We start from the raw sequence: 25,674 nt of genomic DNA on the forward strand, positions 1-25,674 counted from the left end.
AGGCTCGGAACGGCAAGCCGCCGACTGGACCGGAAAGGCCTCAGCGGCGCGCGAGCGCACGGATCTTCTCGCGGAGCAGCCGCGCGACATTGCGCGTGTTGCGATAGAGGTGAAGCTGCGTCGCCACCTGGCGCACGTCACGGTCGCGATTCTGCTGCAGGCCGACGACGAGCGTGCCCATGTCCTCTCGCTCTTCCCAGAAGCGGCTCATGACCGGGTGATCCGGCACCGCGCAGGAATCCGACCGGGCGATATTGGCGTCGTCGAGATGCCACTCCGTCAGTTCCGCCACCAGCAGCTTGCCGGGCGAGAACTTGGCGAACTCCTCGTCATAGGCGGTCTTCCACGTATAGGCCTCCCCGCCCATCATGAAGACGATCATCGAGGCGATGGCCCGGCCGTCGAGGTCGAGCGTGTGGATGCGCACGCCGTCGGTCTCGGCAAGATTGCTGATCGCCTCGCGGGCAAAGGCGGCACGGTAACGATCGTTGATCATCGCCGTGCGGCCGCGCCCCTTCCAGCCCGAGGCTTCGAGCAGCAGGAATTCCTCCATGCGCAACCGGATGTCAGCGGGTTGGCGGGCGACGTTGTAGAAAAGTGCGCCCATCGCATCGAGCTTGCGCCATTGCCGGCGCAACTCGCGGAAGTGCTCCGGCGAGATCGCCTGCTGCAGATAGGTCTGACCGTCGAGCAGGCTCTCCAGCATCGGGCGGCGATAGGTATCGGTGACGGTGACGGGAAGGTTCCGGCCGATGGCGACGGCACGCATCAGCTGCGCGAAGGCACCGTTGAGGCGCAGGTCCGGCAGGACGAGGATGCCTGGCAGGCCGCTGCCGGCACCGCCAAGGGCTTCCAGCACGTTGTCCAGCGTTTCGGCGGCATCCTCAGCATCGACGAGGGGCGTCCCGAGCGGCCCGAACGGATTTGCCCAGGCGCGCAGGATGCTCGAGCCGATGGAAAAGCCCGGCTTCTCGACGGAAAAGGGCATGAGGAAGCGCATGCGGCTGCGCCCGGCGCCCTCGTCGCGCAACACGGAAAGGCGCACGGTGCGATCCTCAAGGCGCGGCATGGCAGGAGCGAGAAAGCGCCCCGTGAAGAAGACGTTCGGCTCCATGACGCGGTTCGACAGGAAATCGAGTTCCTGCTGCAGTTCGTAGCCGGCTGTCGCCGGATAGAGCGCCAGCGAGCGGCCGGGCCGGCCGACAAGGAAGCGCTGGTCCGCCGGCGGCGCATGCGGCAAGGCAGGCGGAATGGCGGCCTGGGCACGGCCGGTCACGATCGTGTGGTCTAAGCCGTGGCTATCGGTCATGGCGGTCCACCCCGTTGGCAAGGCTTGCCGTCACCGGATTGGCGAAGGCGAAGAGAATGATGGAGAGTTTTCTACGCACGACGAGGTGCAGCAGCAGCGCCTCGAGGATCATGGCGCCGGCGGTGGCCGTCGCCGCACCCGTCAGACCGAAGAGCGGAATGAGGGTGACGTTGAAGCTGATGTTGGCGGCCAAGGCCACCGCATAGACGAGAACGCAGAGTTTCTGCTGGCCTGCCATGGTGAGCAGCACCTCGCCCGGCCCGATCAGCGCCTTGGCGAGAATGCCGACGAAGAGGATGAACATCAGACTATAGCCCGCCGTGAAGGCGGTACCGAACAGGGACAGGAGGAAATGGCCCAGCGCCAGCACGCCGAGCCCGACGGCCAGCGACGGCCAGAAGCTCCAGCGCACCGTCTCGCCGGCAAAGCGCGCCAATGCCAGCCGGTCGCCGGCCGAAAAGAGCGCAGAAAAGCGGGGCGCCGCAGCAGCCTTCACCGAGAAGAACACGAAGTGCACGAGCGCCATGGTCTTCGCCGCAGCGAAGTAGATGGCGACACTTTCCGGATCGAGGTAGAGGCCGACCACGATGACGTCGGAATTGGTCAGAAGGAAGCCGAACCCCTCGATGAGGAAGATCGGCAAGGCCGCCTTGATCCAGAGGGAGAATTCCAGCTTGCGCGGGCCCTTGACGTAGCGCTTGCTGAGCCGCCGCAGGATGTTGAAGAACTGCACGACGGTCGTAAGATAGGTGGCGGCGAGCGCCGCGACCATGGCGGTCAGCGCCGTGTGGGGCGCGTCCAGCAAAACCGCCAGAACCATGAAGACGAGGATCAGCAGCGGGCGGATGATGTAGGTCGGGCTGAGGGCCACCACCGCCCAGCTATGAGCCCGCGCCGTGCTGTCGAGCACGTCACCGAGCGCAATCATCGGCATGCAGAAGAGGCCAACGAAGAGCGGCACGACGTAGTAGTCGGCAAAACTGTCATGGAAGAACCACAGCACGAGCAGGCCGATGGTCGCCAGCACCGTCGAGGACAGCATGGCGAAGACGCGCGCCGTCGAGGTGAGGCCACGGATTTCTGCGTGCGCGCTGCGTCCTGCATAGTCGGGCAGGAAGCGTACCACGGTGGTGTGGATGCCGAGACAGGACATGTCGCCGAAGATGACGACGAGTGCCCAGACAAAGACAAAGATGCCGTATTCGAACTCGCCCATCACGCGGGCGAGGATGATCTGCGAAAGGAAGGCGATTGCCGCATTGATCACGCGAATGGCGAAGGTGATGAGCGCCATGCGTTGCGCAAGGTTGCGAGGGTCGTCGCTGACGAGGATCGTTCCGAGCGCGCGCACCAGCGGTTCCGCCTTGCCGCGCAGGGCCGATGGCAGCAATTTCTCCGCCGACTGAATGACCGCCATCAACACAGGAACCCGTACGCAACGCAGAACTGAACCAGGATCAGTCTTGTCAGATCAGGGTTAACAAACGGTTGGGTCGGCCGTGAACGGTGCAGCGCCCACCAAAGAAAATGCCGCCCGGGGGCGGCATTCAATGGGAGCGGATCAATATCCGCATATCTCTCTTCCGGCATCCTCGGATCGAGCCCGGAGATGACGTTTGACGGTGGGGCAACGGTTCATGTGAACGATGCGCCATTTACTCCTGCAGCCGGTCAGGCCTGCTCGAAAGCGCCGTGGCAGTGCTTGTATTTCTTGCCCGAGCCGCATGGGCAGGCCTCGTTGCGCGACACGCGGCCCCAGGTCGCCGGGTCGGCCGGATCACGATCTTCCGGCGACACGCCGACGGCCATGAAACCGCCGCCATTGCCTTCGCCGAAGTCGTCCTCGCCGGTCGTGCCGTCGATATGATGGCCCTCCATCTCCGGCGGCACCGGCGCCGGGGCGTCGGCAGCCTGGCGCACCAGCTCGACGCGCATGAGCTGCGCGGTCACGGTCTGGCGAAGGTTCGCGAGCAGAGCCTGGAAGAGTTCGAAAGCCTCGGCCTTGTATTCCTGCAGCGGGTCGCGCTGGGCATAGCCGCGGAAGCCGATGACAGAGCGCAGATGGTCGAGGTTGACGATGTGTTCGCGCCAGAGATGGTCCAGCGTCTGGAGCAGCACGGAGCGCTCGACATAGGTCATGATCTCGGGGCCGAAGCGCTCCGCACGGTCGGTAGCAGCCTGGTCGGTCGCCTTGTGCAGGCGCTCCAGGATGTCCTTCTCGTCGATGCCTTCCTCGGCTGCCCAGGCGTCGATCGGCAGATCGAGGTTGAGCTGTTCGAGAACACCCTTCTTGAGGCCCGCGACATCCCACTGTTCGGCATAGGCGTTTTCCGGAATGTGCAGGCGGACGAGGGTTTCGACCACTTCGTGACGCATGTCGCCAACGATTTCCGAGAGGTTCTCGCCATCCATCAGCTCGATGCGCTGCTCGAAGATGACCTTGCGCTGGTCGTTCAGCACGTCGTCATACTTCAGGAGGTTCTTGCGGATATCGAAGTTGCGCGCCTCGACCTTCTTCTGCGCACGCTCCAGAGCCTTGTTGATCCAGGGATGGACGATCGCCTCGCCTTCCTTGAGGCCGAGCTTCTGCAGCATGGAATCCATGCGCTCGGAGCCGAAGATGCGCATCAGGTCGTCCTGCAGCGACAGGAAGAATTTCGAACGGCCCGGGTCGCCCTGACGGCCGGAACGGCCGCGCAGCTGGTTGTCGATGCGGCGGCTTTCATGGCGCTCGGTGGCGAGAACATAGAGGCCGCCGCCGGCAAGCGCCTGCTCCTTCAGCTTCTTCACCTCGGCGATGATCGCCTCACGCTTGGCATCCCGCTCGGGACCCGGCTCCATCTCGGCAAGGTCACGCTCGAGGCGCATTTCAAGGTTGCCGCCGAGCTGGATGTCCGTGCCGCGGCCAGCCATGTTGGTGGCAATCGTGACAGCGCCCGGCACGCCGGCCTGCGAAACGATATAGGCTTCCTGCTCGTGGTAGCGGGCGTTCAGCACCTGGAAATCCTGGAAACCTGCCATCTTGAGGCGTTCGGCAAGATATTCCGACTTCTCGATCGAGGTCGTGCCGACGAGGACCGGCTGGCCCTTCTCGCGCGCGTCCTTGATTTCCTGGATGATCGCCTTGTACTTCTCCTCGACCGTCCGGTAGACCTCGTCGTCCTCGTCCAGACGCTTGATCGGCAGGTTGGTCGGCACTTCCACGACGTCGAGGCCGTAGATGTTGCCGAATTCCTCGGCTTCCGTCGAAGCCGTACCGGTCATGCCGCCGAGCTTGGAGTACATGCGGAAATAATTCTGGAAGGTGATCGAAGCCAGCGTCTGGTTTTCCGGCTGGATCGTCACCTTTTCCTTGGCTTCCAGCGCCTGGTGCTGGCCTTCCGAATAGCGGCGGCCCGGCATCATGCGGCCGGTGAACTCGTCGATGATGACGATCTCGTCGTTGCGAACGATGTAGTCCTTGTCGCGGGTGAAGAGCTTGTGGGCCTTCAGCGCGTTGTTGATGTGGTGGACGATCGCGACGTTCTCGACATCGTAGAGCGATTCGCCCTTGAGCAGGCCCGCCTGACGCAAGAGGTTTTCCAGCTTCTCCGTGCCGACTTCGGAAAAGTTGGCCGAGCGCTGTTTCTCGTCGATCTCGTAGTCCGCCTCGTCCAGCATCGGGATGAAGGCATCGATCGTCGTATAGAGGTCGGACCGGTCGTCGAGCGGGCCGGAAATGATCAGCGGCGTGCGTGCTTCGTCGACCAGGATCGAGTCCACTTCATCGACGATGGCGAAGAAGTGGCCGCGCTGCACCATCTGGCCGCGCTCGTACTTCATGTTGTCGCGCAGATAGTCGAAGCCGAGTTCGTTGTTCGTCGCGTAGGTGATGTCGCAGCCATAGGCGGTGCGGCGCTGGTCATCATCGAGACCGTGCATGATGACGCCGGTGGAAAGCCCCAAAAAGCTGTAGATCTTGCCCATCAGCGCACTGTCGCGTGTCGCGAGGTAGTCGTTGACCGTCACGACATGCACGCCTTTGCCGGCAAGCGCATTGAGGTAGACGGGAAGTGTCGCCACCAGCGTCTTGCCTTCACCGGTCTTCATCTCGGCGATCGACTTTTCGTGCAGGATCATGCCGCCGATCAGCTGGACGTCGAAGGGACGCAGGCCAAGAACACGAAGGGCCGCCTCGCGGGCAACCGCAAAGGCCGGCACCAGAATGTCATCGAGCGTCTTGCCGCTAGCAAGTTGCTCGCGGAATTCCACGGTCTTCGCCCGCAACGCGTCGTCTGAGAGCGCCTTCATCTGCGGTTCAAGCGCATTGATGGCATCGACGCGCGGCTTGTAAGAGCGGATGCGACGATCGTTCGAGGAACCGAACAACTTGCGGGCTATGCCGCCGAGGCTGACCATCAGGATGGTCCTTTCTTCATGGGCGCCCGGCGCGTGACAGGTCGCACGATATTTGCGCGCAAAGCCTTGAGACGCCCGGAAACTGTTCTGGACGCGGGATTGCGTGACAGATAAGAGGGGGGTCGAATGATGTCAACGGCTCAGGCGGTTGCACAACTGCCACATTCTGGTGGTGTTGAGCCGTCTGGCACCGGATATCGGCCCGATTCCGGCGAGGATTTGAAAGGTCTTTTTCAATATGTTCAAGTACAGCAAGCTCGCAGTAGTCGCCCTTATTGCGATTGCCGCCGCAAGCACCAGCGTCCGCGCCCAGGATGCCGCCGCCGATCCAGTCATCGCCAAGGTCGGCACGCTCGAGATCCACGAATCGGAACTGAAGCTCGCCATTGCCGGCCTAGACCCGCAGCTTGCCAACCTGCCGGACGAACAGAAGCGCGTTGCCGCCCTCTCCTCGATCATCGACGTGAAGCTGCTCGCCGCCGATGCCGGCAAGGAAGGCCTGCAGGATACGCCCGACTTCAAGCAGCGCCTCGCCTTCCTCACCGATCGCGAACTGCACAATGCCTATTTCAAGAAGCATGTCGTCGATGCGGTGACCCCGGAAGAGGTGAAGGCCCGCTACGACAAGGAAGTCGCTGCCATCGAGCCGGAAGATGAAATCCGCGCCCGCCACATCCTCGTCAAGACCGAGGAAGAGGCCAAGGCCATCATCAAGGATCTCGATGCCGGCAAGGATTTCATCGAAATCGCCAAGGAAAAGTCGACCGACCCGAACAAATCCGAAGGCGGTGACCTCGGCTACTTCGGCAAGGGCCGCATGGTTCCGGAATTCGAAGCGGCCGCCTTCGCACTGGAAAAGGGCGCCTATTCCAAGGAGCCGGTGAAGAGCCAGTTCGGCTTCCACATCATCAAGATCGAGGACAAGCGCAAGCAGCAGCCCCCGGCGCTCGACCAGGTCGAAAGCCAGGTTCGTCAGCTTGTCATGCGCGACAAGTATCTGGAACTTTTGGAAAAGGCCAAGGCTGCAGCCCCGGTCGACATCCAGGATGCCGCACTGAAGACCGCCTATGACGCGGTCAACAAGCCGGAAGCCGCGGGTGAAGGCGAAGCCGCACCGGCAACCGAAGGCCAGCAGTAACAGACAACGGCCCGGCGACTGTCGGGCCATTCTTGAAACAGGAAAGTACGATGTCCGGTTCCATCTCCCCGCTCGCTCCCAAAACCTATGCCGAAATGCCGCCAGTACGCGGCGTGCGCATGGCGACCGCTGCCGCCGGGATCAAGTACAAGAACCGGACAGACGTGCTGATGATGGTGTTCGACCGCCCCGCGGCCGTCGCGGGCGTCTTCACCCGCTCGAAATGCCCCTCGGCGCCGGTCGATTTCTGCCGTGCCAACCTGCCTGGCGGCATCGCCCGTGCCGTGGTGGTCAATTCCGGCAATGCCAATGCCTTCACCGGCCGCAAAGGCCGCGAATCGACCAGGATGACAGCGGAAGCCGCCGCAAGGGCGATCGGCTGCCAGGAGGGCGAGGTTTTCCTCGCCTCGACCGGCGTGATCGGCGAACCGCTCGACGCCGCCAAATTTTCCGGTGTGCTCGACACCCTTGCCGCATCCGGCACGGAAGATTTCTGGTTTGAAGCCGCCAAGGCGATCATGACGACGGACACCTATCCGAAGGTCGCGACCCGCACCGCAAAACTCGGTGGCGTCACCGTGCGCATCAACGGCATCGCCAAGGGCGCGGGCATGATCGCGCCCGACATGGCGACCATGCTCTCCTTCGTCGTGACCGATGCCGACATCCCGGCACCGGTTCTGCAATCGCTGCTCTCCGGCGGTGTCGGCCCGACTTTCAATTCGATCACCGTCGACAGCGACACCTCGACCTCTGACACGCTGATGCTGTTTGCAACCGGTGCAGCCGAGGGCCAGTCCCCTGTCACCGCTGACGATGCCGCGCTCGACGATTTCCGTGCGGCGCTCACCGACCTCCTGCGCGACCTGGCGCTCCAGGTCGTGCGCGACGGCGAGGGCGCGCGCAAGATGGTGGAAGTCACCGTCGAGGGCGCCGAAAGCGACGCGGCAGCCAAGCGCATCGCGCTTTCCATCGCCAATTCGCCGCTGGTCAAGACCGCGGTTGCCGGCGAGGATGCCAACTGGGGCCGTATCGTCATGGCCGTCGGCAAGTCCGGCGAGATGGCCGACCGTGACCGCCTCGCCATCTGGTTCGGCGACGTGCGCGTCGCCGTCGATGGCGAACGCGACCCCGCCTACTCCGAAGAGGCGACCACCGCGGTCATGGAGCGGCAGGATATCCCCGTCCGCGTCGAGATCGGTCTCGGCACCGGCAAGGCGACGGTCTGGACCTGCGACCTCACCAAGGAATATGTCGAAATCAACGGCGACTACCGCAGCTAAAGGCCTTCTTGCGTGACGCCATCAGAAGAAAACACCAGCGATCTGCCAAAAGTCCGCCGGCTCGAAGCCGTCGGCTTCCGCGCGTGGCCGGCCGCCTCTGTGCACTATGATGGAAGCTGGCTGTTCCGGCTGACCGCCGGCCACCCCTCACGCCGGCTGAACTCGGTGAACCCGCTCGACCCGTCCGACACCCGCGATCTCGATATCCGCCTCCAGAAGGCGGCAAAGAAGTTTTCCGACTACGGGCGCCCGCTGCTGGTGCGCCAGACGCCGCTGACCCCACCGAAACTCGTCGCCCATATGGACGAGGCCGGCTGGACGGAGGCGGGCCGCACCATCGTCATGATGGCGGACCTTGCGACCCTTCCGCGCGACGAAGGCCTCGACCATCTGCCGAGCCGCGACGTCGGCCGTTTCGTCGATGCGCGCATCCGCGTTGCCGGCGACGACCCGGCGTTGAAGCCCGGCCTCACCGAGATTATCAACGCCATCAAGCCGGAAACCGGCCTCTTCATCTTCGAGGAGCCCGATTTCGGCCCTGCAGCGGTGGCGATCGCCGTGCATGACAACGACCTTGTCGGTGTCCTCCAGCTTGGCGTCGCAAAGGAGAAGCGCGGCAGCGGCCTCGGCACTGCCGTCCTTCACGCCGCCCTGCGCTGGGCAAAGCTCAAGGGCGCCCGGCAGGCCTGGGTGCAGGTCGAGGCCGACAATGCGGCCGGCATCGCACTCTACCGCCGCGCCGGCTTCAAGGACGTCTACCAGTATTGCTACAGGGGGCCTGCCGCGGCATGAGCGAAATCGAAGCGAAACCCCGCCGCATTCTGCTCGTCGCCGCGTGCGCGCTCGTCGACGCTGATGGCCGCATCCTTCTGGCCCAGCGCCCGGAGGGAAAGACGCTCGCCGGTCTCTGGGAATTTCCGGGTGGCAAGGTAGAACCCGGCGAGACGCCGGAGGAGACGTTGATCCGCGAACTGGACGAGGAACTCGGCATCCGCACGAAGGTTGCCTGCCTGGCCCCGCTGACCTTCGCCAGCCACACCTATGACGACTTTCATCTCCTGATGCCGCTCTACATCTGCCGCCGTTTCGAGGGCACCGCCCATGGCCGCGAGGGGCAAGCGATCAAATGGGTGCGCCCGAAGGCGCTGCGCGACTATCCCATGCCGCCGGCCGACGAGCCCCTCATTCCCTTCCTGATGGACCTTCTCTGAACGGAACGGCAGGGATTTACCCCGTATTTTTCAGTCTCCGTTAAGCAATCGTTTAGCACCATGGTTCAAAGATTGGGCCTAATGTTGCAATGAATGCCTACGAGACCCTCAGATGCGTGACGAAGACTTCTGGAAAACCGTTCAGGAGAAGGATTTCACGCCGGCCGGCGATAGCCGGACCGGCGCGCTCAACCTCGCCCTGCTCTTCGGCACCGCCGTCATCGCGCTTGCTCTGGTTCTGACCCCGGTCCTGTCCGCCAAGACCGACAAGCGCATGATGGCGAATGTGCCCGATGAATTCGACATGATCTCGACGGGCTCGATCCCGTCGGAAGGTGGAAAACGCTATACGGTGCGCCGCAGCGTCCTGCAGGAAATGCCCGGCGCCGTGTGCATCGTGAACGGTAACGGTGTCAGCAACGGCTGCTGAACGGGCGATACAAATGCGCGACGGGCGCGGGAGAGTGGAATGGTGCTGAAATTGCTGAGATCATTCTGCTCCGACCGCGCCGGCGGCACGGCTATCGAATACGGGCTCCTGCTGACGCTAATCTCGATTGGCCTGCTGGCAGGTCTCGAAGCCTTCAGCGGCGGCCTCTCGAACACCCTCACCACGATCTCGAACAGTATGGATTCCGCCGGCAAGGGCTAGCCGGATCAGTCAGAACCGCCTTGCTTCAGAGCATCGGCGAGGCGCATCGTCGCAGAACCGGGTTTCAACGGCTTCTGCTGGCTTTCGTGCGGTGCCCAGCCCGATACGTAGATGATCGAAAAACTCGCGCGGATACGCCCGTCCGGATCGGAGAACCGTTCCGCGTAAAGCTCCGCCGCGCGCAGGAACGTGCCGCGCGTCAGCGGCCGGCGGCTGCGGCCGGCGAGTGGATTGGCCATGCCCATGGCCCGCAGGTCCTTCATCAGCGGAAAGATCGAGTCGTAGCGCACCGTATAGGTCTCCCGGTCCGTCACCGGCAGGGCGAAGCCACCACGCTGCAGAAGCGCGCCGACATCGCGCACATCCGGGAAGGGAATGACCCGCGGGCTCGCCCCACCCATGATTTCGCTTTCCGCCGCAAGCAGCACCTCGCGCAGTTCCTGCAGGGTGCCACTGCCCGGGATGGCCGCAAGAAACAGCCCGTCCGGCTTCAACGCGCGGCGGATCTGCACGAAGACGCCCGGTGTGTCGTTGGTGAGGTGCAGCGCCAGCGGCGAGACGATGAGGTTGGCCGATTGCGGCTCCAGCGGCACCGTTTCGAGCGGGGAGACCATCAGCGCCTCGTCCGGCGCCGCAAACCGTGCATCGCTCTCCACCCGCTCCATTGCGTCCACTTTACCCGTCGCGACGATCGCCCGCGCCGTAGCCCCCGTGTGGCCGTGCAGCTCGACCGCCCGCTCGAACCGGCGCTCGATGACACTGAGCCTTTCGGCAAGTTCCCGCGCCACCACGTCGAGCAGGAAATCCGCCGGCTGGCCGGCAAGCGCGCGCCGCCGGTTCGTGTCGATCAGGGATTGGTCGAAGAGCGTTTCCATGGGAGAGGTCCAGTTCGCAATTCCATTCGCTTTGGCCGCTTGCACCGACTATTGTCAACCGCATGGGCGAAATCGAGGCCGAAACAACGCCGGCAGTCCCGCTCCGGCTGGCCCTCGTCCGTCGGCTGCGCGATCTTGCGGACGGCGCCCTCGACCTCGTCTATCCGCCGGCCTGCGCCGGCTGCGGCGTGCTGCTCGGCAGCCGCGCAAGCCTCTGCCCGCACTGCTGGTCGAAGCTCGCCCTGATCGAACGCCCCTATTGCGAGGTGCTCGGCACTCCCTTCTCCCACGATCTCGGCCCGGGGATCCTCAGCGCCGACGCCATCGCCAGCCCGCCGCCCTTCGACCGGCTGCGCTCCGTCGCCCTCTACGACGACCTTGCCCGTGTACTCGTCCACGCGCTGAAATACCGCGACCGCACCGATCTCGCGCCGATGATGGCGAGGTGGATGCTACGCGCCGGCGACGGCACCGTGGAGGCCGCACACGCCATCGTTCCCGTTCCCCTGCATCGCTTCCGTCTCCTCTGGCGCAAGTTCAACCAGTCGTCGGAGCTTGCCCGCGCACTCGGCGAGTTGTCCGGCACGCCCGTGCTCATCGATGCCGTGCGACGGACGAAACGCACCCGCCGTCAGATCGGCCTCGGGCCCCGCGCCCGCGAGGAGAACGTGCGCGGTGCCTTCACCGTTACGCCCGAAGGCCGCGAGGCGCTGTTCGGCCGCCGCGTGGTGCTCATCGATGACGTCTATACCACTGGAGCCACCGTTTCGGCCGTCACGCGCGCGCTGAAACGGGCGGGTGCTGCCGACATCACCGTTTTGACCTTTGCAAGGGCGCTTCCCGGACCTATATGAAAGATAAGGTTTTCCAAGCTTTGGAGCAGGAGAATATGGCTTCGGTCGTCATCTATACGCGTCAGTTCTGCGGCTATTGCAGCGCCGCCAAGAAACTTTTCGAAACCAAGGGCGTGACCTACGAGGAGCACGACGCGACCTATGCGCCGGAGATCCGCCAGGAGATGATCAAGCGCGCCAACGGCCGCAGCACCTTCCCGCAGATCTTCATCGACGAACGCCATGTCGGCGGCTGTGACGACCTGCATGCCCTGGAGCGCGCCGGCGAACTCGACGCCCTGCTCGCCGCCTGAGGAGCATCCCATGACCGTCACGATCGCCGCCCTCCAGATGTGTTCCGGGACGGATCCCGTCCGCAACGTGGAGGCAATGCGGCGCCTCGTGCGCGAGGCGGCCGCCAAGGGCGCCGTCTACGTCCAGACGCCGGAAATGACCGGCGCACTCCAGCGCGACCGCGCGGGACTGCGCGCCATTCTGCGCATGGAGGCCGATGATCTCGTGGTCGCCGCTGCAGCCGAGCTTGCCGCTGAACTCGGCATTCACCTGCATGTCGGCTCCACCGCCATCGCGCTCGCCGACGGCAAGGTCGCCAATCGCGGCTTCCTGTTCGGCCCTGATGGCGGGCAGGTCTGCAGCTACGACAAGATCCATATGTTCGATGTCGATCTCGACAACGGCGAGAGCTGGCGCGAAAGCGCTGTCTATTCCCCGGGTTCCGTCGCGCGCATGGCCGAGCTTCCCTTCGCAAAGCTCGGCTTCGCCATCTGCTACGACGTGCGTTTCCCTGAGCTCTTCAAGCTGCAGGCCCAGGCCGGTGCGGAGATCATCTCGGTTCCCGCCGCCTTCACGCGCCAGACCGGCGAAGCCCATTGGGAAACGCTGCTGCGCGCCCGCGCCATCGAAAACGGCGTCTACATCATCGCCGCCGCACAGGCCGGCGTGCACGAGGATGGTCGCGAGACCTTCGGCCATTCCATGATCATCGATCCCTGGGGTCGCGTCCTGGCCTGCGCCGGCGGCACCGGCGAGGCCATCGTGCTTGCCGAGATCGACAGCGCCGCCGTCAAGGCCGCGCATGACAAGATCCCCAACCTGCGCAACGGGCGCACCTTCACGCTTGAAGCGGCGAAGGCCCCCGCGAAGGGAGGCGTTGCCGCTTGATCCGCTACGAGCTTTCCTGTGACAACGGGCACACCTTCGAAGGATGGTTCGGCTCGGCGGACGATTTCGACCGCCAGCAGAAGAAGGCGCTCGTCTCCTGTCCCACCTGCGGCTCCAGCCATGTCGCCAAGCGCCTGATGGCGCCCTCCGTCTCGACCGCCCGCAAGAAAGAGCGCCGCCAGGAGCTCGTGGTGCAGGCCGGCCAGAAGGAGATGATGAACAAGCTTCGCGAAATCGTCTCGACCATCCGCGCCAATTCGGAGGATGTCGGTGAGCGCTTTCCCGAGGAAGCCCGCAAGATTCACTACGGCGAGGCCGAGCAGCGCGGTCTGATCGGTCGGGCCTCCGCGGAAGAGGTGCGCGAGTTGCTGGAGGAAGGCGTCGAGGTCGCGCCCCTTCCCGTCCTGCCCGACGAAACCAACTGATGCGCGGCCATCATCTCGCAATCTACAATTTCGGCCTGCATATCGACGACTACGAAAGCCCGCGCGTCGAAGGCTTCCGTCTGCGCGAGCCGCTGAATTTCGAGGCCGCGAACCGGGCGGAAGGATTTGCCGGCCGTTCCGGCTATGACGGCGAGCCGGGGCCGAAAAGCTGGGGCGAAAAGGTCTATCCGCGGTTTATCGCCGGCAGCGGCTTTTTGGATGCCCCTTCCTCACTTTCACTGTGGGTCAGCCTCGAGGCACTGATGGCCTTCAGCTACAATGGCGTGCATGCCGATGCCCTGAAACACGCCCGCAACTGGAACCAGCGGCAGGCCTGGCCCGCCCTCGTGCTCTGGTGGGTGGCGGAAGGCGACCGGCCGGTCTGGGCCGATGGCGCCGAACGGCTGGAGCATCTTGCCGATCACGGCCCCACGCCCCGCGCCTTTACTTTCAAGACACCCTTCTGCCCCGACGGCAAGGCCATTGGCATCGACCGGGAAGGCGTGAAGGCGATTGCCGCACGCAATGCGGCCGGGCAGGAGGACCTGCTGGCCGTCGCGAAAACGTTGAAGGCCTGAACCGAAGACTTTCCTCCGCTCCGCCTTCAGGCAGAGGCGCGGCGTGCCACCAGCATGTAGTTCACATCCATGTCCTTCGACAGGTTCCACTGGTTGGACAGTGGATTGAAGAACACGCCGGTGCGATCCGTCACCGTCAGCCCCGAGGCCGTCAGCGGCTTTTCGATTTCCTCCGGACGCACCAGCTTTTCGTATTGATGGGTGCCGCGCGGCAGCCAGCGTAGCACGTTCTCCGCGGCGAAGATCGCCAGCGCCGCCGCTTTCAGCGTGCGGTTGATCGTGGCGACGAACATCATGCCCCCGGGGCGCACCATGGAGGCGCAGGTGGTAAGGAAGAAATCGACGTCGGAAACGTGTTCCACCACTTCCATGTTGAGCACGACATCGAAGGTCTCGCCGGCTTCCGCCAGCGCCTCGGCGGTCACGGCGCGGTAGTCGACCGGAACGCCACTGCCAGCCGCATGGGCCCTGGCGATGCCGATGTTCTTTTCCGAGGCATCCGCACCGAGCACATCCGCTCCCATGCGCGCCATCGGCTCGGAGAGCAGGCCGCCGCCGCAGCCGATATCGAGTATACGCAGGCCCTCGAGCGGGCGATGCGCCGTGGGGTCGCGGCCGAACTGTGCGGAAACGAGATCGCGGACATAGGTGAGGCGGACCGGATTGAACTTGTGCAGGGGCCGGAACTTCCCGGCCGGATCCCACCATTCAGCCGCCATCGCCGAAAAGCGGTCGACTTCCGCCTGGTCGATCGTCGTGCGGGCTGCCTCGCTCATGGCTCGTCTCCTTCGCGTCCGTGTCCCCCGTGAAGTCGGCCTCCCCGGCACAGATGTCAAGGGTTGAATGCCGAGGGAGACGAAGTGAAGCGGTTCAGCCGAGCCGCGTCGCGCGGAGCCTATCCTCGTCGAGGATGACACCGAGGCCGGGCGCATCGCCAAGCACCAGCCATCCCCCCTCGTGCTGCAGCGGCGCCCGCAGCGGATAATCGCGGCGTGCCTCGCTCCATTCCGGCCCGTCATAGGGATATTCGAGAAAGGGAGCATCGCCTGCGCCCGCCGTCAGATGCGCATTGGCAAGCACGCCGATGCCGTTCGTCCAGGAATGCGGGGTAAAGGCGACACCCGCCTCGCGCGCCTGGAAGGCAAGCCGCCTGCATCCCGTGATGCCGCCGACCAGCGCCACGTCCGGCTGGATCACATCAAAGGCCCGCTCCTCGATAATGTCGCGGAACTCATAGAGCTCACGCGTCATTTCCCCGCCCGCGATGCGCACGCTCGTCGCCTCCTTCAAGGCCTTCATGCCCTTGCGGTCGGAGCGGTGCAGCGGCTCCTCCATCCAGTAGACACCGAGCCGTTCCAGCTCCCGCGCAACAACGAGCGCATCCTTGAAGCTCCAGGGGAGCGTCGTGTCCCAGGGCATGCGCCAACCCTGGTTGCAGTCGACCATCAGCTCCAGCCGGTCGCCGACCCGCGTACGGATCGCCTCCAGTGCCTTCACGTCCGCCCGCCAGCCATCGCGACCACCGGCGGAGGAAGAGAAGCGCACCTTCATCGCCGGAAAGCCCTCCGCGAGGTAGCGCTCGGCCTGGTCGGCCATGGCGGAAGGCGCACGCAGCACGCCGGAAGAGGCATAGAGCCGTACCCGGTCGGCGCGGCCGCCCAGCATGCGCCAGACCGGCTCGCCCGTCACCTTGCCCGCAAGGTCCCAGAGCGCCAGATCGAGCGGCCAGCAGCGGCCATAGTGGAAATTGATGTGCGAGAGCACTTCATAGTGCCGTTCGAGATGGCGCGGATCCTCGCCGATGAACAGGTCCTCATGCCCCTCGAACCCCTTCATCAGATCACCCGAGCCGACCCCTTCGCGGCCGTCTTCATCGCGCACACGCACGATCGTCACATCGAAATACCGGCGCGGGCGCCCGTCCCAGCTTGCCTTGAACGGCGGATCGAGCGGCAGCCGGTGATGGCTGATGCCAATGGAAACGATCTTGCTCATGTGCCCCTCCCCGAGAGCAATTCCTGGAACGGCGCACAGCCTTCTTCCAGAGCGTTTGCCAAACCAAGAGCCTCAGCCGAACTGCTGCCAGATCGTCTTGTAGTCACAATATTTGTCGATCGCATGCACCGAGCGGTCCCGGCCGAAGCCCGACTGCTTGAAGCCGCCGAAGGGCGTCGCGAAATTCGACATGTCATAGGTGTTGATCCAGACCGTTCCGGCATGGATGCCCTCGGAAAAACGGTGCGCCAGGTCCATGTCGCGTGTGAAGACGGCGCCGGCAAGCCCGTAGATCGTGTCATTGGCGATGGCGAGCGCTTCCTCCTCCGTGTCGAAGGCGATGGCCGCAAGCACAGGCCCGAAAATCTCCTGCCGGGCGATACGCATGTCGTTCGTCACATCCGTGATGACACCGGGCGAGACATAGTATCCACCCGTCTCGGACAGCACCCGCTCCGCACCGAAGACGCGGCGTCCACCGTCCTTCTCGCCCGCCGCGACGAGGCCGAGGACCTTGTCCATGTGCTCCGCCTCGATCAAGGCTCCGATCTGCGCAGACGGCTCGAAGGGATGCGCCAGCACGATCTCGCGCCTCACCACGGCCTCGATCTTTTCGATCAGTGCGTCCTGCACCGGGCGCTGCACGAGAAGGCGCGTCGCGGCATGACAGGTTTCGCCGGAATTGTAGAAGCACCCCCAGGCGGCCGCACTCGCCGCCGCGTCGAGGTCCGCATCGGCGAAGACGACGAGCGGCGACTTGCCGCCGAGCTCCAGCGCCACGCGCTTGAGGTTCGACTGGGCGGCATAGCCCATGATCAGCTTGCCCACCTCGGCCGAGCCGGTGAAGGCGACCATGTCCACGTCCATGTGCAGCGCAAGCGGCTTGCCGACCTCCTCGCCGAAGCCCGTGACGACGTTGAAGACGCCCCCAGGCAAGCCCGCCTCGATGGCAAGCTCGGCGAGCCGCAGCGCCGAGAGCGAGGATTGCTCCGCCGGCTTCAGCACCACGGAGTTGCCGGCGGCGATCGCCGGCCCCAGCTTCCACGCGTCGATGATCATCGGATAGTTCCATGGCGTGATCGCCGCGACGACACCGAGCGGCACCTTGCGGACGAGAGCGCGCGCCTTCGGCCCGGTCGGCGCGATCTCATCATACATCTTGTCGATCATCTCGCCGTAGTACTGGATGCCCTCGGCGCAGAGGCGCACGTCGACGCCGAGCGAGGCCTGCACCGGCTTTCCGACATCGAGCGTTTCGAGAAGCGCCAGCTCTTCGCCGTGGACCCGGATCAGCTCCGCCCAGCGCAGCATGATCCGCTTCTTCTCGAGCGGCTCCTTGCCACGCCATACGCCGCTGGCAAAGGCCGTGCGGGCAGCGGCAACAGCACGGTCGACATCGGCCGCGTCGCCGCGCGCCAGCACAGCGCCGGACTGACCGTCCATGGGCCGCGTTCGGGTAAAGGTCCGGCCGGAAACAGCAGGCTGCCCCCTGCCATCGATGAAATGCCCACGGGCAAGCAAGAGGCCGGCAAGGCGTTCTTCCCAATAGGCGCGGCTGTGCTGATTGGTCATGGTCGTCCTCAGAGCGCCCGGGGCAGGGCCATCATGATGGTGGCGAAGGCATCGATATCGGCATCGGAAACCGGCCGGATCGTCGCGCGACGCATCGGCTGGTTCTCCGGCGCGCGCATTTCACGGGCAAGGTCGTCGGCGGTGAAGGCCGCAAAGGCGGCCGGCAAGGCGCGGACGATGCCGCAGCGATCCATCAGGTCGGCAACGAACCCGGGCAGCATCGCCGCGTCCTGCAAGCCACAAGCCCGTGCCGCCGCGGCGAGATCGGTCGTGTCGGCCTCGACGAGCCAGGCGAGCGTCGCCTCGAAGCCGAGCGCCGTGGCGAGCCCATGATGCACCGGCGCAAGCCCCGCAAGCGCGTGACTGATTGTATGGGCGATCGCCGTACCGCAATTGTCGATCGCGATACCGGCATAACAGGCACCGAGCAGCACCTTGCCCCGTGCCTCCCTGTCCGCCGGGTTCTTCACCGCCGTTTCCAGCGCCTCCACGAGGAGACCGAGAGCGGCGTGGGCATAGAGCGCGGCGCCGGCATGGGCGTTGCGGTTGGTCGTTGCCTCGAAGGCGTGCACGAAGGCATCGAGACCGCACCAGGCGGTAAGGTTTGGCGGAAGCGTTACGGTCAACGCCGGATCGAGAAGCACGAGGTCCGCCTTGGTTTCCGGCCCCCAGATCCACAGTTTCTTGCCTTCCGGCCCGGTGAAGATGGTCGTCGCAGAGGTTTCAGAGCCGGTGCCCGCCGTCGTCGGCACCAGGATCTTGCGCAGCGGCCGGCAAGGCAGCGGATGGGCGGCAAGCGCATAGTGCATCGGGCCATGCGCATCCGCCGCCACACAGGCGGTAATCTTGGCGATATCCAGCGCCGAGCCGCCGCCGAGACCGACGACAAGGTCCTTGCCGCGAGCTGCGGCCGTGGCGGCCTCGACGGCAGCCAGCTTCGGCTCGCCGGAAAATCCGCAGAAGAACTCCACCGTTACCTCTTCGGCATTAAACTGGGCGGCCAACCGCTCACCGAGCCCGCCGGCAGCAAGAAACCCGTCCATGACGACAAGCACGGCGCGGGCACCAAGTGCACGCGCGGATGCGGCGATGGTTTCATGAACCCCTTCGCCGAAACGGATCTCGGGCACGAAAGACGTTGTGAACCGCACGGAACCTCCCGAATGGATTTGCCGAACCGTGCATCACAATTTCAGATTTTCAAATACTGGGATTATTCGGCCTTTTTGATAACATGAGATCATGAAAGACGCCCTGCTCGCCCATATTCCCCTTGAGGCCTTCCGTGTCCTCGATGCCGCCTGCCGGCACATGAATTTTTCACGCGCCGGGCGGGAACTGAACATCACCCAGGCAGCCGTCAGCCGACGCATCAAGGGACTGGAGGATCATCTCGGCACGCAGCTCTTCACCCGCAGCGGCAAAAACCTGGCACTGACGCCGCGCGGCGAAAAGCTGTTCCAGCGCGTGCGCGCTTCGCTCGACTATCTGGAGGAAAGCCTGGAGCCGTTCCGCATCGGCGCGGCACAGAGTATCTCGCTCGCCGCCAGCGGATCTGTCTCCCATCTCTGGCTCGGCAGGCGTCTGCGCGATTTCGCTCGCGACAATCCCGACGTCGCGCTCCGCCTCGTCACCTCGGACAGCCCGGCAGACCTCGCCTCGGAAAACAACGATCTCGTTATCCTCTACAGCGCGGGTGAGCACCCCCGCTGGACGCTGACGCCACTGCTCTCCGAAACGCTCGCCCCTGTCGCCGCGCCAGACTACATCGCCCGCAAAGGCCTTGATGCCACTGCAATCACGCCAACCGATCTCGCCGCCCTCGATCTCATCGACTACGAGCGCTTCAACGCCAACTGGATCTCCTTCCGGCCCTGGCTGGAGCGGGTCGCGCCACAGGCGCTTCGCAAGGCGGCGCCGCGGCCGCACCTCACCTTTTCCACCTATGCGCTCGCCATCGATGCAGCCCTCAGCGGCGACGGCGTGGCGCTCGGCAGCCTCGACCTCCTCGCCGCCCCGCTTGCCGAGGGTACGCTGGTGCAGCTTGGGGACGCGCGCCTCGTCACAGGCTACGGTTATCATCTCGGCCTGCCGAAATTCCGCACCTCGCCCCCAGAGGCGGTCCGGCTGCACGAAAGCCTGCTTGCCAGCCGCACCGCACCATAGGACCGTGCGCTTGCAGGCATCCGGGGAGTAGCCTATCAGGAGCGGGAGATCGATGGATCCGGCCCAGTGTGAAGGGGTCCGGCATCACCGCATCGACACGGGCAACGGCGCGGTTCAGCATGACGGAGCGGAAGCAAGGCAGATCCGGCTTGGTTGTCTTCGGGCTTTTGGCCATCGTGCTGCTCGGAGCGATCGGCGCGACCGTTCTCCTGGCCAACAACTACCGCAATCTCAACCGGCTGCTCGACCGCTTCGGCTACGCTCCCGTCACGGCAACGCCGCAGACACGCGCGCTGCGCCCCTATGAGCTGAAGGGCAACCGCGTGCCGCGCCCCAAGGGCCTCATTTCCGAACGACTCCTGACGCCCGTCACGCCGATGCAGACCCAGTTTGTCCGCTCTATCCGCAAGGCACCGGAAATGCTTTGCGAGGCATTGCGCCGCAGCGGCTTCGAGACGGCCGGCTGGAAGGCCGGGCTGTTCGACCAGCAGAGCTGGGAATGCCAGTCCTATCGCGAATTTGTGGATGCAAACGACGGCCCGAATCCGTCCTCCTCCGCCTTCCTGTCGATCAAGGGTAATGCGGAAACCCGCGTCTCCTCCTTCCGCATCAAGCTCAACATCGAGAACACCGCGACACAGAACCGCGTGACCGACGCCGTCATCGCGGCGATCGAAGTCTTCCTCGACGAGCTGCGCTGGGAAGACGCGCCCGACATCGTCGCCGATATCCGGGCCCTCAAGGAGTTCGACATCATCCGCTTCGGCAACCGCATCCAGCTCAAGAAGGAATTCAGCGAGACGCCACGTTACAATTTCATCATCACGCCGGACCGCACGCGAAACCGCGGATCCTATCTGCCGGATTATTTCGACCGCGGCCGCTGGCTGCCGCTGCCCGACAAATTATGACGCGCAGGAGGTCGATAAAGGTCAGAAAGGGTACGGGACGGTGGACCGCGATCTTTGCACTCCTCCTTGCAGTCGCCGCCGCCCATGCCACCGGCCTCGAACCCGGCCCGGTTTCGGACGACCCGATCTGGACCGACAAGCCCGTGCGCATCGACCGGAAGACACAGGCCTATGAGCGGCTGGCCGTCGAGCCGGTCCTGGTGCCGCTGCGCCTTCATCCAACCACCCGCGCCACAGCCTTCGACAGCGCCTCCTTTGCGGACCGCGGGCGGCTCTATGTGCTGACGGACGCCGTGCCCGTCGATCCGAAACGCTTCTGCCGCGACACAGACGGCTCGGTCGCCGTCTGCGGCCAGAAGGCGCGCATCGCCCTCAAGCGGCTGGTTGCCGGCAAGGGCCTGACCTGCAAGGAAGATATCCGGTTTGCCGGCGTATCGTTCGTCACCTGCTCGGCCGGCGGCAGGGATCTCGCCGAAACGCTTGTCGCGAGCGGTGCGGCTTCGGCCGCCACGCCGCGGCTTGTTCGCGTCCAGGAAGACGCCATGCAGCGGAAGGCCGGCATCTGGATGGACGCGGAATGCCGCGCGCGCGGACGATGCCCATCGGCCGGGCGGCGCTGACGTTGATGCGCCACTTTGTCGGTTCCCTCCCCGACCCATCCCCGCTATGACGGGCCTATGACCCTTCCTGCCCAGCCCATCCTTCGTCAGCGCCTCACCCTTTCCGCCGAACGGCCGCTGATCTACGCCATCGGTGACGTGCATGGCTCCCTCGACGCCCTGCTGGCGCTGGAAGAGCGGATTCGCCGCGACGCCGCGGGCCGGATGTCCGAGCAGCCGCTCATCCTCTATCTCGGCGACTATGTCGACCGCGGCCCGGCTTCCGCGGCGGTGGTCGAGCATCTGGCAACGCCCGATCATGGCGACGGCATCGCGCGCATCGCGCTGTGCGGCAACCATGACGACACATTCCTGAAGTTCATCTTCAATCCGCACCAGCACCTGCGCTGGCTGGACTACGGCGGCGACGCCACACTGCGCTCCTACGGGCTGGATCTTGCGGATTATCCGGACCGCGACGCGGCGATGTACACACTCGGCGAAGATCTGCGCCGGGCGGTTCCGCAGCACCATGTCGATTTCCTGCAGAACCTGCCGATCGCATTGGCCAGCGGCGACCGGCTCTTCGTGCATGCGGGGATCATGCCGGGCATCCCACTCGCCCACCAGGAAGACCACGATCTGATCTGGATCCGCGAACCCTTCCTCAGCGAAGGTCCCGGCCTGCCGCTGACGGTCATCCATGGCCATACCGCGGGGCGCGAGCCGGTCTTCGGCAAGGGCCGCATCTGCATCGATACGACCTGCTACGCCACCGGCCGCTTGACCGCCCTCAGGGTGACCCTTGCGGGCGCGGACCTGGTTTAGGGATCGTCACCCCCGCCCGAATTCGTCCTCGATGCGGATGATATCATCCTCGCCGAGATAGGAACCGGTCTGCACTTCGATCAGTTCGAGCAGGATTTTTCCCGGATTGGCGAGACGGTGCACTTCGCCCTGCGGAATGTAGACGGACTCGTTCTCGCGCAAAGGGATCGTCCTGTCGCCGATCGTCACCTCGGCCGTGCCCCGCACCACGATCCAGTGTTCGGAGCGATGATGGTGCTTTTGCAGCGACAGCCGCTTGCCCGGCGTCACGAACAGGCGCTTGACCTGGAAACGCTCGCCGTTCAGCACCGACGTGTAGCCGCCCCAGGGCCGGTAGGATGTCGGGTGTGTCTCGGTCAGCTTGGCCGTCTTCGGCAGACTGGCCAGATGCTTCACCAGCTTGCCGACATTCTGGCTGTCCTCCATGCGGCCGACATAGACGGCGTCCTCGCTGGCAATGACCGCGACATTGTCGAGGCCCTGCACGGCAACATGGATATCCCGCGAGATGACCAGCGAATTCCGGGTATCGAGCACCGTCGTGCTGCCATCGGCAACGTTGCCGGCCTCGTCCTGTCGGCCGGTCTTCCACACCGAATCCCAACTGCCGAGGTCGGACCAGGTGATCGGCGAAGGCACGACCGCGGCGATCGGCGTTTTCTCGAAGATCGCATAATCGACGGAAATATCGGGGGCCCGCGAAAACGCTGCCTCGTCGAGCCGTTCAAAATCGAGGTCGTGCTGTGCCCTGGCGACGGCCTCACCCGCAGCGTCCAGCACTTCGGGCGCATATTGACGAAGCTCGCGCAGGAAAAGCCCGACCGGCAGCATGAACATGCCTGAATTCCAGAGATAGCCGCCGGCGGCCAGCATGGCTGTCGCCTTCTCATGATTGGGCTTCTCGACAAACCGGCGCACAGCATTGGCGCCGTTGCCAAGGTCCTCGCCGATCTCGATATAGCCGTAGCCGGTTGCCGGCTCGCTTGGCGTGATACCGAAGGTCACGAGACGACCAGCCTGGGCGGCCGCGGCCGCCTTGGCGATGCAATCGAAATAGGTGGTGTTGGCATCGATCTCGTGGTCGGAGGCAAGCACCTGCATGATCGCGTCATCGCCGTGGAGGCGCGCGATGAAGGTCGCGGCCGCCGCAAGCGCCGGCGCCGTGTTGCGGGCAACGGGCTCAAGCAGGATCGAGGTCAGCGCGACACCGGCGGCCCGGGCCTGTTCGGCAACGAGAAAGCGGAAATCGCTGTTGGTGACGACGATCGGCGCCGCATAGAGCCCTGCATCGGCGACACGCGCCAGCGTCTTCTGGAAGAGCGTGGTTTCCCCCAGGAATTCGAGGAACTGTTTCGGCGCGGAAGCGCGCGACAGAGGCCAGAGGCGGGTGCCCTTACCGCCGGCCATGATGACGGGTACGATCTTGCTGCTCATCCTGCTCGTCCTGATGCGTTGGTCCGCCGTCATGGCGCACGCTTTGCGCGCCACTCTCGCCCGGCGTCGTAAAGAAACAGCAAACTACCACAACCTGACGTTCCGGTCGGGTACGCAATGTTGCGGATAAGGTAAAGAGGACCTTCTCCGGAAGCAGTAAATCGCGAGCAACAAAAAACCCGCCAAAACGGCGGGTTTGGTAGGCCGGACTGCTAACAGCAATCAGACCGGTACGACGATGCCCTGCAGGGTGGTGAGTTCGGCGAGATAGGTCTCGATACCGAACTTCTGGTCGTCGGACTTGGCGTGATCAAGCTCGGCACGCGCAGCTTCGATGCGGCGAACGATGTCGTCGCTCTTGAAGTCGTCGACATGCACGGCCGATTCGGCCAGCAGCGTGCACCCGGTCGGGATGATGTCGGCGAAACCGCCGAAGACCACGTAGCGGTCCTTCTTGCCGTCCGCGAACTTCACGGTGACGATACCCGGCTTGATCGTCGTCATGGTCGGCGCGTGGTTGGCCATGACTGTCATCTCGCCCTCGGTCGCCGGGATGACGACTTCGCTCACACTGCCGGAAACCAGCAGGCGCTCGGGAGAAACGAGTTCAAAGTTGAAACTGTCGGCCATGACCATTCACTTCTTTTTGACTAATCCGGTCAGCAGAGCAATTCCAGGAAAAGCGCGAGACGGCTTTCCATCCGGAATTGCGGGAATATGAGAGGGCGCCCTTGACGGGCGCCCTAAGTTCATCAAGCGGCTTCAGCAGCCAGCTTCTTGGCCTTCTCGATCGCTTCTTCCATGGAACCGACCATGTAGAAGGCGGCTTCCGGCAGGTGATCGTACTCGCCGTTAACGAGGCCCTTGAAACCCTTGATCGTGTCTTCGAGAGCGACGAGCTTGCCCGGCGAACCGGTGAAGACTTCGGCGACGAAGAACGGCTGGGACAGGAAGCGCTCGATCTTGCGGGCGCGGGCAACGGCCAGCTTGTCGTCTTCCGACAGTTCGTCCATGCCGAGGATGGCGATGATGTCCTGGAGGGCCTTGTAGCGCTGCAGGGTCGTCTGGACCTTACGGGCGACTTCGTAGTGCTCTTCGCCGACAACGATCGGGTCAAGCATGCGCGAGGTCGAGTCGAGCGGGTCGACGGCCGGGTAGATGCCCTTTTCGGCGATCGAACGGGACAGAACCGTCGTGGCGTCCAGGTGGGCGAACGAGGTTGCCGGCGCCGGGTCGGTCAAGTCGTCGGCGGGAACGTAGATGGCCTGAACCGAGGTGATCGAGCCCTTGGTCGTGGTGGTGATGCGTTCCTGCATCTGGCCCATGTCCGTGGCGAGCGTCGGCTGGTAGCCCACGGCCGACGGGATACGGCCGAGCAGAGCCGACACTTCGGAGCCTGCCTGGGTGAAGCGGAAGATGTTGTCGACGAAGAACAGAACGTCCTGGCCCTTGTCGCGGAAGTCTTCGGCGATCGTCAGGCCCGTCAGGGCGACGCGAGCGCGGGCGCCCGGCGGTTCGTTCATCTGGCCGTAAACGAGGGCAGCCTTGGAGCCTTCGCCGCCGCCGTGCTTGTTCACGCCGGATTCGATCATTTCGTGGTAGAGGTCGTTGCCTTCGCGGGTGCGTTCACCCACGCCTGCGAACACCGAATAACCACCGTGCGCCTTGGCGACGTTGTTGATCAGTTCCATGATGAGAACGGTCTTGCCGACGCCTGCGCCGCCGAAGAGGCCGATCTTGCCGCCCTTTGCGTAAGGCGCGAGCAGGTCGACGACCTTGATGCCGGTGACGAGGATCTGCGCTTCCGTGGACTGCTCGACATAGGCCGGTGCGTCCTGGTGGATGGCGCGGCGGCCGGAGGTGACCAGCGGGCCGGCTTCGTCGACGGGCTCGCCGATGACGTTCATGATGCGGCCGAGCGTCTCGTCGCCGACCGGAACTGTGATCGGAGCGCCGGTATCGGTGACCGGCTGGCCGCGAACGAGACCTTCGGTCGAGTCCATGGCGATCGTGCGAACCGTGTTCTCGCCGAGGTGCTGGGCGACTTCGAGAACGAGGCGGTTGCCGTTGTTGTCGGTTTCCAGCGCGTTCAGGATGAGCGGCAGGTCGCCGTCGAAGGCGACGTCGACAACGGCGCCGATAACCTGGGTAACGCGACCGGTTGCACCGGCTGCGACCGGAGCCGCCGCCTTGGTTGCAGCAGCCGTCTTTGCTGCCGGCTTGCGAGCTGCCGGCTTCTTTTCTACTGCGGCGGTTTCCTTCGGGGTAGCTGCCTTAGCCATGTA

General features: G+C 64.5%; 26 protein-coding genes. 15 read left to right on the forward strand and 11 right to left on the reverse strand.

Annotated elements, in window-relative coordinates; translation table 11 throughout:
- Positions 1–40: 40 nt before the first annotated feature.
- From K0P03_RS16740 to secA, 3 genes are all read right to left on the reverse strand, one after another.
- Positions 41–1,309: a GNAT family N-acetyltransferase gene (locus K0P03_RS16740; RefSeq protein ID WP_023511885.1), complete on the reverse strand. Its 1,269-nt coding sequence runs from the start codon at positions 1,307–1,309 to the stop codon at positions 41–43.
- Complete coding sequence (locus tag K0P03_RS16745) at positions 1,299–2,726, reverse strand: lipopolysaccharide biosynthesis protein (RefSeq protein WP_023511884.1); 1,428 nt, start codon at positions 2,724–2,726, stop codon at positions 1,299–1,301. Before K0P03_RS16745 ends, K0P03_RS16740 begins: the two co-directional genes overlap by 11 nt.
- A gap of 254 nt (positions 2,727–2,980) precedes the next feature.
- Entirely contained in the window at positions 2,981–5,707 is a 2,727-nt protein-coding gene (gene secA, locus K0P03_RS16750; RefSeq protein ID WP_272790143.1) for a preprotein translocase subunit SecA, read from the reverse strand.
- Between the two features lie 238 nt (positions 5,708–5,945).
- Between secA and K0P03_RS16755 the strand changes: the two genes are divergently transcribed.
- The 6 genes from K0P03_RS16755 (at position 5,946) to K0P03_RS16780 (ending at position 9,991) form a co-directional block, all read left to right on the forward strand.
- Positions 5,946–6,845 (forward strand): peptidylprolyl isomerase, encoded by a 900-nt coding sequence (locus K0P03_RS16755; protein ID WP_272790144.1) that lies wholly within the window; start codon positions 5,946–5,948, stop codon positions 6,843–6,845.
- 50 nt (positions 6,846–6,895) lie between these two features.
- Positions 6,896–8,128 carry a bifunctional glutamate N-acetyltransferase/amino-acid acetyltransferase ArgJ gene (gene argJ / locus K0P03_RS16760; RefSeq protein ID WP_272790145.1) on the forward strand — a complete coding sequence of 411 codons (1,233 nt, stop codon included), beginning with the start codon at positions 6,896–6,898 and terminating at the stop codon, positions 8,126–8,128.
- Positions 8,129–8,140: 12 nt separating this feature from the next.
- Positions 8,141–8,920 (forward strand): GNAT family N-acetyltransferase, encoded by a 780-nt coding sequence (locus K0P03_RS16765; protein ID WP_023515896.1) that lies wholly within the window; start codon positions 8,141–8,143, stop codon positions 8,918–8,920.
- Entirely contained in the window at positions 8,917–9,339 is a 423-nt protein-coding gene (mutT, locus tag K0P03_RS16770; protein ID WP_023515897.1) for an 8-oxo-dGTP diphosphatase MutT, read from the forward strand. The genes K0P03_RS16765 and mutT overlap by 4 nt, the downstream gene beginning before the upstream one ends.
- Positions 9,340–9,451: 112 nt before the next feature.
- Positions 9,452–9,769: a hypothetical protein gene (locus K0P03_RS16775; protein ID WP_023514890.1), complete on the forward strand. Its 318-nt coding sequence runs from the start codon at positions 9,452–9,454 to the stop codon at positions 9,767–9,769.
- A gap of 39 nt (positions 9,770–9,808) precedes the next feature.
- Positions 9,809–9,991 (forward strand): Flp family type IVb pilin, encoded by a 183-nt coding sequence (locus tag K0P03_RS16780; RefSeq protein WP_023514891.1) that lies wholly within the window; start codon positions 9,809–9,811, stop codon positions 9,989–9,991.
- Positions 9,992–9,996: 5 nt separating this feature from the next.
- On the opposite strand, the gene K0P03_RS16785 is transcribed toward K0P03_RS16780, so the two are convergent.
- Complete coding sequence (locus tag K0P03_RS16785) at positions 9,997–10,866, reverse strand: methyltransferase domain-containing protein (RefSeq protein ID WP_050745518.1); 870 nt, start codon at positions 10,864–10,866, stop codon at positions 9,997–9,999.
- Between the two features lie 62 nt (positions 10,867–10,928).
- On the opposite strand from K0P03_RS16785, the gene K0P03_RS16790 reads away from it, so the two are divergent.
- The 5 genes from K0P03_RS16790 to K0P03_RS16810 are packed head-to-tail and all read left to right on the forward strand — an operon-like array spanning position 10,929 to position 13,884.
- Entirely contained in the window at positions 10,929–11,720 is a 792-nt protein-coding gene (locus K0P03_RS16790; protein WP_272790146.1) for a ComF family protein, read from the forward strand.
- Positions 11,721–11,755: 35 nt separating this feature from the next.
- Entirely contained in the window at positions 11,756–12,013 is a 258-nt protein-coding gene (grxC, locus tag K0P03_RS16795; RefSeq protein WP_023514894.1) for a glutaredoxin 3, read from the forward strand.
- A gap of 10 nt (positions 12,014–12,023) precedes the next feature.
- Positions 12,024–12,881: a carbon-nitrogen hydrolase family protein gene (locus K0P03_RS16800; RefSeq protein ID WP_272790147.1), complete on the forward strand. Its 858-nt coding sequence runs from the start codon at positions 12,024–12,026 to the stop codon at positions 12,879–12,881.
- A complete protein-coding gene (locus tag K0P03_RS16805) occupies positions 12,878–13,306 on the forward strand; it encodes a DUF1178 family protein (RefSeq protein WP_023514896.1) in 429 nt (142 codons plus the stop codon). Before K0P03_RS16800 ends, K0P03_RS16805 begins: the two co-directional genes overlap by 4 nt.
- A complete protein-coding gene (locus K0P03_RS16810) occupies positions 13,306–13,884 on the forward strand; it encodes a DUF3291 domain-containing protein (RefSeq protein WP_272790148.1) in 579 nt (192 codons plus the stop codon). Before K0P03_RS16805 ends, K0P03_RS16810 begins: the two co-directional genes overlap by 1 nt.
- Before the next feature lie 26 nt (positions 13,885–13,910).
- Here K0P03_RS16810 and ubiG read toward each other — a convergent pair whose 3' ends face one another.
- The 4 genes from ubiG to K0P03_RS16830 all read right to left on the reverse strand — a co-directional run bounded on the left by ubiG (position 13,911) and on the right by K0P03_RS16830 (position 18,602).
- On the reverse strand, positions 13,911–14,660 hold the full coding sequence (ubiG, locus tag K0P03_RS16815) for a bifunctional 2-polyprenyl-6-hydroxyphenol methylase/3-demethylubiquinol 3-O-methyltransferase UbiG (protein ID WP_050745524.1): 750 nt from the start codon (positions 14,658–14,660) through the stop codon (positions 13,911–13,913).
- A 94-nt stretch (positions 14,661–14,754) separates the two neighbouring features.
- The gene (locus tag K0P03_RS16820) at positions 14,755–15,879 is read right to left on the reverse strand and encodes a mandelate racemase/muconate lactonizing enzyme family protein (protein WP_272790149.1); all 1,125 of its coding nucleotides are present in this window, start codon (positions 15,877–15,879) and stop codon (positions 14,755–14,757) included.
- A 72-nt stretch (positions 15,880–15,951) separates the two neighbouring features.
- Complete coding sequence (locus tag K0P03_RS16825) at positions 15,952–17,451, reverse strand: aldehyde dehydrogenase family protein (RefSeq protein ID WP_272790150.1); 1,500 nt, start codon at positions 17,449–17,451, stop codon at positions 15,952–15,954.
- Between the two features lie 8 nt (positions 17,452–17,459).
- Positions 17,460–18,602, reverse strand: coding sequence for an iron-containing alcohol dehydrogenase (locus K0P03_RS16830; protein WP_272790151.1), 1,143 nt, complete (start codon positions 18,600–18,602; stop codon positions 17,460–17,462).
- A 91-nt stretch (positions 18,603–18,693) separates the two neighbouring features.
- Here K0P03_RS16830 and K0P03_RS16835 point away from each other — a divergent pair, with 91 nt between their 5' ends.
- From K0P03_RS16835 to K0P03_RS16850, 4 genes are all read left to right on the forward strand, one after another.
- Complete coding sequence (locus K0P03_RS16835) at positions 18,694–19,617, forward strand: LysR substrate-binding domain-containing protein (protein ID WP_272790152.1); 924 nt, start codon at positions 18,694–18,696, stop codon at positions 19,615–19,617.
- A gap of 149 nt (positions 19,618–19,766) precedes the next feature.
- Complete coding sequence (locus tag K0P03_RS16840; RefSeq protein WP_272790153.1) at positions 19,767–20,528, forward strand: DUF6030 family protein; 762 nt, start codon at positions 19,767–19,769, stop codon at positions 20,526–20,528.
- Positions 20,525–21,148 (forward strand): thermonuclease family protein, encoded by a 624-nt coding sequence (locus K0P03_RS16845; RefSeq protein WP_272790154.1) that lies wholly within the window; start codon positions 20,525–20,527, stop codon positions 21,146–21,148. Before K0P03_RS16840 ends, K0P03_RS16845 begins: the two co-directional genes overlap by 4 nt.
- A gap of 57 nt (positions 21,149–21,205) precedes the next feature.
- Positions 21,206–21,955: a metallophosphoesterase gene (locus K0P03_RS16850; RefSeq protein ID WP_272790155.1), complete on the forward strand. Its 750-nt coding sequence runs from the start codon at positions 21,206–21,208 to the stop codon at positions 21,953–21,955.
- A gap of 6 nt (positions 21,956–21,961) precedes the next feature.
- Here K0P03_RS16850 and K0P03_RS16855 read toward each other — a convergent pair whose 3' ends face one another.
- The 3 genes from K0P03_RS16855 to atpD form a co-directional block, all read right to left on the reverse strand.
- Positions 21,962–23,389, reverse strand: coding sequence for a mannose-1-phosphate guanylyltransferase/mannose-6-phosphate isomerase (locus K0P03_RS16855; RefSeq protein ID WP_272790156.1), 1,428 nt, complete (start codon positions 23,387–23,389; stop codon positions 21,962–21,964).
- Positions 23,390–23,611: 222 nt separating this feature from the next.
- Positions 23,612–24,019, reverse strand: a complete 408-nt coding sequence (locus K0P03_RS16860; protein WP_050745594.1) for a F0F1 ATP synthase subunit epsilon — start codon at positions 24,017–24,019, stop codon at positions 23,612–23,614.
- A gap of 122 nt (positions 24,020–24,141) precedes the next feature.
- Complete coding sequence (atpD, locus tag K0P03_RS16865; protein ID WP_023516621.1) at positions 24,142–25,671, reverse strand: F0F1 ATP synthase subunit beta; 1,530 nt, start codon at positions 25,669–25,671, stop codon at positions 24,142–24,144.
- Between the last annotated feature and the right edge of the window lie 3 nt (positions 25,672–25,674).

It is taken from the genome of Shinella sp. HY16 (assembly GCF_028534175.1).
Classification (GTDB): domain Bacteria; phylum Pseudomonadota; class Alphaproteobacteria; order Rhizobiales; family Rhizobiaceae; genus Shinella.